Origin of the sequence: Flavobacterium sp. HTF, assembly GCF_003105115.1 — a bacterium.
Taxonomy (GTDB): domain Bacteria; phylum Bacteroidota; class Bacteroidia; order Flavobacteriales; family Flavobacteriaceae; genus Flavobacterium.
The window spans coordinates 56250-69416 of sequence record NZ_QETH01000011.1; the positions used below are offsets into that span (position 1 = coordinate 56250).

Sequence of the window (13167 nt, forward strand, 5' to 3'; positions counted from 1 at the left end):
TTCGGGCTTTTTGTTTGTTTCGCCACGAATTTTTATTTCGTTTTATTAATTTTTATTTGTGGCAATTTGTGTAATTCGTGGCAAACTATATTTTACTCCTCAAACAATTCCATCAATTCCAGCGCCCGTTTGATCGACTTCACATTATCAAAAGTCAGTAGCAAACGTAATCCGTTTACGGTTTGTTTTTCTTTCATTTTACAAAGACTGCTTTGCTTTTGAACAAAATTTAAAACCTTTCTGAACTTAGCAGACTGATAGTAATCAGATTGCTGATCGGATACAAAATAACCGATCATTTTCCCTTGTTTCAAAACCAATTTCTCGATTCCGACACGGGTGGCGATCCATTTTATTCGGATACTGTTTAATAATGAAATGGCTTGTTTTGGTAAAGGCCCGAAACGGTCGATCAGTTTTTTCTCGTATTCCTGTAAACCGGCTTCGTCTTTTATCGCGCCCAATTCGTTGTATAAAACCAATCGTTCCGAAACGTTATTGATGTATTCATCCGGGAATAAAAGTTCGAAATCGGCATCAATCTGAATGTCTTTTACATATTCTTTAGTATCGATATCATTTTCCTCAGGATATAAATCTTTGAATTCGTTTTCCTTTAATTCCTCAATCGCTTCGTTCATGATTTTTTGGTACGTATCAAAACCAATTTCATTGATGAAACCGCTTTGTTCCCCACCTAATAAATCTCCTGCTCCACGAATTTCAAGGTCTTTCATGGCAATGTTGAAACCGCTTCCCAATTCGCTGAATTGCTCCAAAGCCTGAATACGTTTTCTCGCATCTTCGGTCATGGATGAATAAGGCGGACAGATGAAATAACAAAATGCTTTTTTATTGCTTCGCCCTACCCGGCCACGCATTTGGTGCAAATCTGATAATCCGAAATTATTGGCATTGTTAATGAAAATCGTGTTGGCATTTGGAACGTCCAAACCGCTTTCAATGATGGTTGTGGCAACCAAAACATCAAAATCTCCGTTCATGAACCCTAACATCAATTCCTCCAATTTAGCACCTTCCATTTGTCCATGACCAATTCCGACTCTTGCATTTGGAACCAAACGCTGAATCATTCCGGCCACTTCTTTTATATTTTCGATTCGGTTATTTATAAAGAAAACCTGTCCGTTTCTTTGAATTTCATATGAAATCGCATCACGAATGATCTCTTCATTAAAACCAACCACATTTGTTTCAATCGGATAACGATTTGGCGGAGGTGTTGTAATTACCGATAAATCTCGAGCCGCCATTAACGAAAACTGAAGCGTTCTCGGAATTGGCGTTGCTGTCAATGTCAGCGTATCCACATTCGCAGCAATGGTTTTTAATTTGTCTTTTACGTTAACTCCAAACTTTTGTTCCTCATCGACAATCAATAAACCTAAGTCTTTAAAAACGACATTTTTGTTTACCAATTGATGTGTTCCAATGACAATATCGAGTTTTCCTTCTGCTAAATCTTTTAAGGTTTGTGCCTTTTGTTTTGCCGTTCTGAATCGGTTTAAATAACCAATGGAAACCGGCATATCTTTTAATCGTTCCGTAAAAGTTCTATAATGCTGATAAGCCAAAATCGTGGTCGGAACTAAAACGGCGACTTGTTTGCTATTATCAACAGCTTTAAAAGCAGCGCGAATCGCAACTTCCGTTTTTCCAAAACCAACGTCACCACAGACCAAACGATCCATTGGGCGATCACTTTCCATATCAGCTTTTACTTCTGCTGTCGATTTGGTTTGATCGGGCGTATCTTCATAAATAAACGAACTTTCTAATTCGTTTTGCAGATAACTATCCGGCGCAAATTGAAAACCTTTTTCTAAACGACGTTTAGCATACAATTGAATCAAATTGAACGCTATATGTTTGACACGCGCTTTGGTTTTTTGTTTTAAAATTTTCCAGGCGTTCGATCCTAATTTATAAATTTTCGGAGGCGTTCCGTCTTTTCCGTTGTATTTGGAAATTTTATGAAGCGAGTGAATGCTCACATACACAATATCATTATCGGCGTAAACCAGTTTTATGGCTTCCTGCGTTTTACCTTCGACCTGAATTTTCTGCAGTCCGCCAAACTTTCCGATTCCGTGATCGATATGCGTTACATAATCACCTACAGAAAGTGCGGTTAATTCTTTAAGCGTAATATTCTGCTTTTTAGAATAACCGTTTTTGATATTGAATTTATGATAACGCTCAAAAATCTGATGATCTGTATAAGCGGTTATCTGATTTTCTTCATCAATAAAACCCTGATACAAAGGCAAAACAACGGTATGATATTGTTTTCGGATATTCTCTGAATTGGCTTCGTCTAAAGTTTCAAAAATATCATGAAAACGTTTGGCCTGCGTTTCATTCGAACAGAACAAATAATTTTTATATCCTTTAAAATGGTTGTCGCTCAGATTATTCAGCAATAAATCAAATTGTTTGTTGAAAGATGGCTGCGGCTGAATATGAAATTCGAATTTTTTAGTGGTTTTGAAAATTGGTTTTGAAGCCAATTCTACAATCGAAAAGTCTAATGCCCTTTTTATAAAAGAAGTCTGATTTAGGAATAATTGCTCTGGTTCGGCATGTTTTATTTCTTTTGAAAGTTTCTCAAAAGCCTCTTCTGCCCTGGCAAATTGTTTGTCTAACTGACTAAAAAGTCCGTCGGTGTTTTGAATGAAAAGAACGGTTCTTTCAGCAATATAATCTAAAAAGCTTTCGCGGTTTTCCTGAAAGATCTTGTTTTCAACATTCGGGATAATCGTAATTTTTTTATGTGTTTCGACAGAAAGCTGCGTTTCTACATCAAAACTTCTGATGCTGTCCACTTCATTTCCGAAGAATTCAATTCGGTAAGGATGATCGTTTGAAAAAGAAAACACATCGACAATTCCTCCACGAACCGAAAACTCGCCGGGTTCTGTAATAAAATCGACTCTTTTAAATTCGTATTCAAACAAAACTTCGTTGATAAAATCAATTGAAATTTTATCGTTTAAAGCGACTTTTAAAGTGTTTTTATCCAATTGCTGACGCGTAACCACTTTCTCAAAAAGAGCTTCGGGATACGTAACAATTATGGCCGGTTTTTTTCGGGAATTGATTCGGTTTAAAACTTCAGCACGAAGTAAAACATTGGCATTATCGGTTTCATCAACCTGATAAGGGCGACGAAAAGATGCCGGATAAAACAGAACGTCCTGCTCGCCAATCATTTGTTCGAGATCGTTCAGATAATATGCTGCTTCTTCTTTATTGTCTAAAACAACCAAAAATGGCAATTCGGTTTTCTTAAAAACACTTCGGATAATAAATGAAACTGCTGATCCTAACAATCCGCTAAGATGCATTTTTACCTGATTCTGCTCTAGTAATTGTGTGGCAATCTGCTGTGCTTTTGGCAAATTGTCATACGTAGTATATAAGGCGTTTTTACTCAACTTTAGTTATATTTTGATCTATTGGCGGTGCAGAATTTGGTATTGCACGCGCTGTGTCTAACATTCTTAAAAAATCTGCTTCTCCTTCTTCTTTTGGAATCTTGGCTTTCTCAACAATTTTATCCATTTGTCTTTCTAATGAAACCAGCTCTTTATTTATTTCGCCAATTAAAAAAGTTACTTTATCGTCTGGTATTTGATTCAAATGAATAAACAGGTCCAGCATTTTGACTTTGGTAATCAAAATTGAAATCCTGCTTCTTATCTGAGGCTGATTAAATTGTGACGGAATATTATTGTTTAACAGAATTGCTTTCTTTGAAATCGCTGTTGATTTTTTCTGAAATGCTCCTATTGTTTTCTTTGGTTTCTCTCCGATCTCCTTCAAGAAGTCACGCCATTCTGACCATTGTCTAAAATTTTGTTCAGAAACTTCATTAATTGGCTCGTCAATAAAAATCCAGGCTTTATTAATATTATTGAAGATTTTCTCATTCTTTTTAGCTACTTTTTCATTTTCAGCGCGACGTCGTTCATCTTCACCCTGACATGAATTCAGTACAAAAATTAAAAGAAGAAAAAGAGATATTTTATATTTCATTTGTAAAACATTAAGCTACAAAGTTACAAAGTAAATTTACAATTACGAATTCTGATTTTAGCTATGTATTACATAGATTTAACATATTTGCCATGAATAAGGGTTTTTAAAAAGTTTGCCACGAATTGCACTAATTATCACAAATCTTCGATCAAAACTTAAAATAATTACTGCAATTCGTGGCAAATAAAACTTTTATAACTCATGTTTCAATTCGGGATAATCTAAAAAACAAACTTCATTATTGTTAAATTTATAATTTAAGCTTCTGAAAAGTAAAATTATTTGCGAAAACGTTATATTTGCAAGACTAAAATCTACTAAATGAATCCAAAAATATTGATCATTGGCGCTTGCGGGCAGATCGGGACGGAACTTACCCAAAAGCTTCGTAAGTTATACGGAACAGAAAATGTAATTGCTTCTGATATCCGAAAATTAAATACTGATGTTGTAAATTCAGGTCCGTTTGAAGTGGTCAATGCTTTAGATTTTAATCAAATCGAACATCTTGTTGAAATACATAAGATTACGGATATTTATCTGATGGCTGCGCTTTTATCTGCTACAGCTGAAAAAAACCCTGCTTTTGCCTGGGATTTGAATATGAATTCTTTATTTCATGTTTTGAATTTAGCTAAGGCTAAAAAAATTCAGAAGATTTTCTGGCCATCCAGTATTGCGGTTTTTGGCCCCACAACTCCAAAAGAAAATACGCCTCAATATACTATTATGGAGCCTTCGACAGTTTACGGAATTAGTAAACAAGCGGGTGAAAGATGGTGCGAATACTATCATAATATTTATGGTGTTGATGTTCGCAGTATTCGTTATCCTGGTTTAATTAGCTGGTCTACACCTCCCGGCGGAGGAACAACAGATTATGCTGTTGATATTTTCTACAAGGCTATTGCCGATAAAAAATATGAATGCTTTTTATCTTCTGAAACCAAAATGCCGATGATGTATATGGATGATGCTATCGAAGCCACTATCAATATTATGAAAGCTCCGGCTGACGAAATCAAAATCCATTCTTCTTATAATTTAGCGGCAATGAGTTTCACTCCTACCGAAATTGCTGCCGAAATCAAAAAACATATTCCGGAATTTGAGATTACTTATAACCCTGATTTCCGTCAGAAAATTGCGGACAGCTGGCCGGCAAGTATTGACGACAGTTCGGCAAGAGAAGACTGGAACTGGAATCATAAATTTGATTTGGAATCAATGACAAAAGATATGATTGAGCATTTGAGTTAAATCAATAATCTGAGTTCAATTATTACTCTAGGTTTATAAAAAAAATTGAATAGCATCCAACTTTAGTTGGATGGAAAAATAAAATTACAACAAAAGGGCTTTAGCCAAAACTGTAACGGTTAGGCTAAAGCCCTTTTCTATTCCAATCTTATTCCTCCAGCTAAAGCTGGGGGCTATTCAAAAAACTTTACGTCTTAAAACAAAAAAAGTCCCGTTTATTAATTTAAACGGGACTTTTTTTTATTCTTTTTTGAAAATTACTTCACTTCAAAAACATTATTTCCAGGTTTAATATCAGCCATTAATCCGCTTGGATCGATGATGATTTTTTTGATGGCTGTTTTGTTTTTATCAATTGTAAAACTGTAGTTTGACTGTGCCCAGGCCCAATCATCCAAAACAGTTCTTTTTACATTTGGGTTTGGATTTGGTTTAATGAAATTCATCATTCGTAACGGAATGTAGAACGTTTCAGACGTTCCGTCTGTATATTGTACTGTCAAATCAATTGGCATTGGCATTCTGCCAATTCTTTCTAAAGTAACTGTTGTTTTCCCTGCATTATCAGCAACATTTTTAATTCCGTAATCAATTGTATTGGCAGTTTCTGCCCAATCAATCAAATACCAGTCTAATTCTGCACCTGAGACTCTTTCTGCCGTCCTTTTGATATCGTTTGGAGTTGGATGCTTAAATTTAAAATCATTATAATATCTTTTTAAAGTTGCATCTAAATTTTCCTGCCCGATTACATAAATCAATTGAGATAAAAAGATGCTTCCTTTAACATAAGATGAAATACTGTAAGGTTTGTTTTCATCATAACGATCACCGTGAGTCGTTTGCGGTTGTTCTTTTCCTGAATTTACTAAACTGTAATAGGTATTATAATTTCCCTGAAAAGGATTCACTACTTTTTTATCACCTTCTAACTCATTTAATGCAGCATCTTCTATATAAGTCGTAAAACCTTCATCCATCCATGGGTGTTTGGACTCGTTAGTTGCCAAAATATGCTGGAACCAGGAATGTCCTAATTCGTGTGTTGCAGTTCCTAAAATCCCTTTAAGAGTTCCGTTTCCTAAAATTAAAGTACACATTGCATACTCCATTCCGCCATCTCCGCCCTGAATAAAAGAATATTGTTTGTATGGATAAGCCCCCACTTTTTGATTGTAAAAATCCATTACTTTCACCATTAATGGTTCTAACTGTTTCCAGTTTTCAGCAACTTTTGGAGTGTTTTTGTAAAAGAAATGCAAATCAACATCATTTGGTCCTTTTACAATATCATGTGCATAATCTTTGTCTGCAGCCCATGTAAAATCATGAACGTTTGGCGCAATAAAATGCCATGTCAGTGTTTTTGTTTTTTTAGGGTATGTAACCGTTACACCTGCATCCTGGTAACCGTGACCAATAGAATTTTTATCCTGAAGATATCCGGAACCTCCAATTGTATATTCCTTATCGATTGTAATTTTTACATCAAAATTACCCCATACTCCGTGAAATTCCCTTGCAATGTATGGATCTGCATGCCAGCCTTCAAAATCAAATTCAGCTAATTTTGGATACCATTGTGACATTGACAATTCAATTCCTTCCGAATTATTTCTTCCGGAACGGCGAATCTGTACCGGAACCTGTCCGTCAAAATCTAAAGTAAAAGTAGTTTTTGAATTTGGTAGAATTGGCTTAGCCAAAGTAACTTCCAAAATCGTCCCTGAAGTTCTTGTCTGAGCTGTTACACCATCTTGTTTTAAATTCGTAATTTTTAAAAATCCTACCTCATCCGGTTTCAAAGTTTCAATTCGGCTTTGTTTGATTTCTTTTCCGGTTGCATCTTTTACTTTACTTACCATTCTTCCGTCTGGATCTTTAATAGAATGCAGACGTGCGTCCATTTCACTTCCCGGCTGAAAAGCATTTGGAAACAGATGATAGAATACTTTTCGCAAAGTATCAGGAGAATTATTGGTGTAAACCAATTCTTGTTTCCCTTTGTATTGATAGTTTTTTACATCCATCGAAACCTCCATTTTATAATCGGCATGTTGTTGCCAATATGGAGCGCTTTGTGCGAAAGCTGAGTTTAAACCCAAACTCAAAAAAGAAAGTAGAATAATTTTACGCATATTCATTTAAATAAAAAAATGGAAGAGCCGCAACTCTTCCATTGGATTAGTATGTTATTTTTTTATTTTTTTGACATTTTTTCAGCCATCAATAAAGCATTATAAGCATTTACCATTTTTGCCGTTTTAGACGATTCAGCAGAAGAAACCGCAACTGGTTCTTGGTCCGGATTTGGGTTTTCGCCCAAAACTACCATTGAAGGAAGCAAAACTCCTGAATCCATCAAAATGTGTTTTACCTGAGATGCTTTTAGTTTTGGATAATAAGAACGAATTAAAGCAGCAACTCCGGCAGCATTTGGAGATGCCATTGATGTTCCCTGCAGGTATTTGTATTTATTATTCGGAACTGTTGCGTAAATCTCTTCTCCCGGAGCAAAAACATCTACGTTGATTTTTCCGAAATTAGAAAATGGTGCTACTACATTTTTTCCATATTGTTTATTAATTGCACCGATAGTAATGACATTATCAGCGAATTCCTTAATGTTGTCCTGAGAATCATTTGGATAATTGATGTTTTTTGTTTCATCAATATTATAACCGTCATTTCCTGCAGCGTGAACAATTAAAACATCTTTTTTGGCTGCATATTTTATAGCATCATAAACCCATTGTTTATGAGGTGAAAAACTTTTTCCGAAACTTCCGTTGATTACTTTTGCTCCGTTGTCTACAGCGTAACGAATTGCCAACGCAATATCTTTATCGTATTCATCTCCGTCAGGAACTGCTCTTACTGTCAAAATTTCAACGTTATTTGAAATTCCGTCCCCGCCTAAATTATTCCCGCGAACCTGGGCAATAATTCCGGCAACGTGAGTTCCGTGAAGTGCTTTTTCTTTGTCCGGTCCAAAAACGACATTATTACCATAACGGTTATTTTTGATATCTTCCGGATTATCTCCCAAAGATTTTCTTCCGTCTAATTCTTTATTTAAATTATAATTTAACTGATCATAAACTGACTCTCTGTAATCTTCTAATTCTGCTTCAGGGTCAAAAGTTGGTCCTGCATTTCCAAAAATCTGGGTCATTACCATTTTACTTCTGGCAACTTTTGGATCTGTTGACGTGATACTGCTTAAATCTTCAAGTTTATAAGTCGTTTTATTTAACTCTTTTTTTATAGTATTATGCACATCAAGTAAAAAATCAACCTGCTGTTTATCTTCTAAAGCTTTCTTATATTTTTCGTCATATTGTGCCAGAGCATTTTTATATTCGGCAGATCCATCGTCTTTCTTTTTAATGATACGGGTCATTTCAAGATTTTCGTGTACTACATCTCCAAGGAAATTCCATCCATTGATATCATCAATAAAACCGTTTTTATCATCATCGATTCCGTTACCGGGAATTTCTTTAGGATTTGTCCAGATCATTCCTTTTAGATCTTCATGCTCAATATCTACTCCGGAATCTATAATACCAACGATAACTTTTTTACCTGTTTTCCCTTGCAATAATTCGGCGTAAGCCTTATCAACACTCATTCCGGGAATAGAATCTTTTACTAAATCAAGATGACTCCATCTTTTTAATTCATTTTCACTAACTGGTGCTTTTTTTACAACTGTTAATGGAGCCGTAATAAATTCTTTAGAAGTTGAAACTTGTGCCTGCGCACTCGCGCCGCAACCTGCCAAAACAAGTAATGCAAAAGCAGATAAAGTATTTAGTTTAATATGATTCATGAAACCTATTTTAAATGTAAAGTTAAAAGTTGCGACTAAATTATGCTTTTTTGTTACAAAAAACTAACTGTTAACAATGTGTTATGAATTTTAGCTTTTTATAAAGGTTACATCTCTATTTATTCTTTTAAAATTTGACTTCAGATTACAAAAAATTAATACGTCTTTACTCATAATTTAAATCGCAAAAATTGTATTATTGCATAACTAATTCCAAAATAACTCTATGAAAACAAAACTACTCTTACTGCTATTTTTAGCAAATTTTTCTATTTATGCACAGACCAATTTAGTTTCCAATGGGAATCTTGAAACATGGGCAGCCGGCGTACCACAAAATTGGACGATTTCAAACTCGGTAACTCAAAGTTTAAATAGTTCAGGAGGGACTTATAGTGCACAACTGTCCTATATCACTGTTTCTCCAAAAATAATTGCATCGGTGCCATTAAAGGCCGGAGCTACTTATACTATTAAGTATAAATACAAATATGTAAATAGTAATTATAGTGGAGATCATCCTATTTCATTAAAAATATCGGCAGCAGGAAGCAGTAGCTCAATATCGAGCAGTATTTTTGCAACGAATAATTTATGGACTGAAAAAGAAACTACTTTTACTCCGGATAGTGATCTTTCTTATGATTTATCAATTTCTACTTTTAGTTTTGACTCTCAGGCTTTTGATATCTTAATCGATGATGTTGCTGTATATGATGACAATGAAGTTTTACAGTATACTGCTATTCCGGATATTAATTTTGAAAACAAACTGATTAGCCTGGGTATTGATTCGGGTACTCCGGACGGACAGGTTTTGACTTCCAAAGTGGCTTCATTGACTGTTCTTGATGTTAGTAGCAGTTCTATTACAGACCTCACCGGAATTGAGGCTTTTGTAGCTTTAAAATCATTAAGCTGTTCGACTAATCGACTGACTCAATTAAATGTGTCTAAAAATATTGCACTTACCGAGTTAAACTGTAGTAATAACCTTTTAACAGCACTTGATTTATCTGGTAATACATTGTTGACGTCGATATCGTGCGATTATAACAAATTAACAACGCTTAGTTTTTCTAATAATTTAGCACTTACGAATATTGTTTGCGCCAACAACCAACTTACCAGTATTGACGTTTCGAAGCAATTAGCTCTGGAAACATTAAATTGTGGATACAATAAAATTGATGCTCTCGATGTAACCTCCAATGTGAATCTTTGGAAAATTATATGTAATGACAATTGGTTGAAAAGTCTCGATTTAAGTAAAAATAACAAACTGACTTTTATGTTTGCTCATTCTAATAGTTTAAGCAGTTTGAATATTCAGAATGGAACAAATTATTTATTTAATCCTAATACTTCTGTTGCAAGTTTTTATCAAAACCCATACTTAACATGTATCCAGGTGGATAATATAGCAGAAGCAAATGCCCGTTGGGTGAACAGAAAAGATGCTCTTGCAGATTTTAGTACAGATTGTGCTGCTTTTACCTCTATCCCTGATGTTAATTTTGAAAAAAAGCTGATTGCTCTTGGAATTGACAGGGATGGCTTAAATGGAAAAGTCCAGACTTCAAGAATTGCTTCAGTAAAAGTTTTAAATATTACCAGTAGTTCTATTGCTGATATCACAGGAATTCAGGATTTTGAGGCATTGACTACTTTATACTGTTATGATAACCAAATTACAACTCTAGATATTTCTAAGAATATTAATTTAACAACCCTGAGTTGTGGACAGAATAAATTAACTTCTCTGGATGTATCCAAAAATTTAGCATTACAAGACTTATCTTTTTCTTCCAATCAATTGACAACGATTGATGTTTCTAAAAATTTAGCATTAACGTCTTTAGCATTTTTCAGTAATAATCTAACGAGTTTAGATATATCTCACAATTTAGCACTAAATGTTTTGCAAAGTCAATCAAACCAATTGACAACAATTGATATTTCTAAAAATTCAGCATTAACTGTATTAGGCGTTTCTACTAATAAATTGACAAACCTTGATGTTTCGGCTAATTTAAATCTAACATCTTTGGCCTGTGATCAAAATCTCTTAACTAGTCTGGATGTTTCAAAAAACACTCTATTAAAGACTTTAAATTGTTCTAACAATGAATTGAAATGTATACTTGTTGCTGATGTAGATTTCGCATACACTTACTGGAGCAACACTAAAGACAAATCAGCCTTTTATACTAAAGATTGTGATGCCGTTACATTAATTCCGGATCTTAATTTTGAAAATAAATTAATTAGCCTGGGAATAGATACGGGAACTCCTGATGGACAAGTGTTGACCGGAAGTATTGCTAATGTAACTTTCTTAAACGTTAGTAAAAGTAATATTTCAGATCTAACAGGAATACAAGACTTTATATCGTTAAATTATTTGAATTGCGGTCAAAATAGTTTAACAGCATTGGATGTAAGTGAAAATGCCGTTTTAGATGCTTTATTTTGTAATAATAACCAGATTGCTGTTTTAGATGTAAGTAAGAATACTGCTTTAACTTTTTTAAGCTGTAATAACAACCAGATTAAAGCTTTAGATGTAAGCAAAAATACTGCTTTAACTGTTTTGGATTGCAATAACAACCAGATTGCAACTATAGATGTAAGTAATAATCTTGCTTTGACTGACTTAATTTGCTACGCAAATAAATTAACCTCTTTGGATGTTAAAAAAAATACAGCTTTAACAAAATTAGACTCAGGTTCAAACCAATATACTTCGTTAGATGTAAGTGCAAATACTGCTTTAACATTTTTAGGATGTAATACCAGTCAATTAACCTCTATAGACGTAAGCAAAAATACCGCCTTGACTCTGCTGGACTGTCGTGAAAATAAAATAACCAATTTGGATGTTTCTAAACTCACTGCTCTAACAGAGCTATATTGTCAGTCTAATCAACTAAAAGATTTGGATGTAAGTAAAAATAAATCTTTGGAACTTATAAATTGTTCAAAAAATCAGCTAACCACTTTGGATTTAAGTACACATCCAGCCACAATTGGTTTATATGCTAATTCTAATCAATTAACGAGTCTAAATTTGAAGAATGGAAATAATGCTAACTTTCAATTGCTATATTTAAATCTTACAAACAATCCAAATCTAAGCTGTATTCAGGTTGATGACAAAGTCTATTCTGATGCTAACTGGTCAGCAAAAAAAGATGCAACCGCAAATTACGATACTAATTGTTCAAGTTTTTACACTGAGATTCCAGATTCAAATTTTGAACAGAAGCTAGTTGATTTAGGGATTGATACAGATGGTTTAAATGGAAAAATTACCACTGCAAACATAACCTCAATTACCTCTTTAGATCTTTCGAATGGTAATATTAAAAATCTAGCAGGAATTGAAAATTTCACAGCATTAAACATTTTAGATTGCAGGAATAATCAACTTACTACTTTAGATCTTTCTAAAAACAGTAATCTTCAAATTTTGTATGCTACAGGAAATCCGCTTGTATATCTGAATTTGAAAAACGGAAATAATCAAAATCTTATTATCCAACCAGAAACGGCTAAGAATGCAGCAGGTATTACAGGAACAACATTTATAGGTCTTACTTCATTGAGTTGTGTAAAAGTAGACGATGCCGCGTATTCTAACACAAACTGGGCTAAAATCAAAGAAACTACTACAACCTACTCTGAGACATGTACATTAGGTCTTGAAGATTCCGTTTTTGATAAAGTTGCTTTGTATCCTAACCCAACGAAAGGTGAATTGAACATTCAAAATGTTCAACTTGAAAAAGCTACCGTTTATAATTCATTAGGGCAATTGGTAAAAACGTTTACTTTAGATTCTTCGAACAGTGATAATAAAATCAACTTATCTGGTTTACCAAAAGGAATATACTATGTATACTTAATTAATCAGGACTTTGCTTCTGCTAAAAAAGTAATAGTAGAATAATACAATTTAGTTCAACCAAAAAATCCCATTTTCATTATAGTTGAAAATGGGATTTTTT

At 34.1% G+C, this 13167-nt stretch carries 6 protein-coding genes; 2 read left to right on the forward strand and 4 right to left on the reverse strand.

The features are described from left to right. Positions 1-92: 92 nt before the first annotated feature. Together mfd and DCO46_RS05490 are read right to left on the reverse strand one after the other, a co-directional pair. On the reverse strand, positions 93-3458 hold the full coding sequence (mfd, locus tag DCO46_RS05485; RefSeq protein ID WP_116751558.1) for a transcription-repair coupling factor: 3366 nt from the start codon (positions 3456-3458) through the stop codon (positions 93-95). Beyond that, positions 3451-4059 carry a hypothetical protein gene (locus DCO46_RS05490; RefSeq protein ID WP_116751559.1) on the reverse strand — a complete coding sequence of 203 codons (609 nt, stop codon included), beginning with the start codon at positions 4057-4059 and terminating at the stop codon, positions 3451-3453. The genes mfd and DCO46_RS05490 overlap by 8 nt, the downstream gene beginning before the upstream one ends. Positions 4060-4383: 324 nt before the next feature. On the opposite strand from DCO46_RS05490, the gene DCO46_RS05495 reads away from it, so the two are divergent. Then, positions 4384-5322: an L-threonine 3-dehydrogenase gene (locus tag DCO46_RS05495; protein WP_116751560.1), complete on the forward strand. Its 939-nt coding sequence runs from the start codon at positions 4384-4386 to the stop codon at positions 5320-5322. A 257-nt stretch (positions 5323-5579) separates the two neighbouring features. Here DCO46_RS05495 and DCO46_RS05500 read toward each other — a convergent pair whose 3' ends face one another. Next, a complete protein-coding gene (locus DCO46_RS05500; protein WP_116751589.1) occupies positions 5580-7460 on the reverse strand; it encodes a M1 family metallopeptidase in 1881 nt (626 codons plus the stop codon). A gap of 62 nt (positions 7461-7522) precedes the next feature. After that, positions 7523-9157: a S8 family peptidase gene (locus tag DCO46_RS05505; RefSeq protein WP_116751561.1), complete on the reverse strand. Its 1635-nt coding sequence runs from the start codon at positions 9155-9157 to the stop codon at positions 7523-7525. Positions 9158-9383: 226 nt separating this feature from the next. On the opposite strand from DCO46_RS05505, the gene DCO46_RS23195 reads away from it, so the two are divergent. After that, a complete protein-coding gene (locus tag DCO46_RS23195) occupies positions 9384-13109 on the forward strand; it encodes a leucine-rich repeat domain-containing protein (RefSeq protein WP_116751562.1) in 3726 nt (1241 codons plus the stop codon). Positions 13110-13167 lie beyond the last annotated feature (58 nt).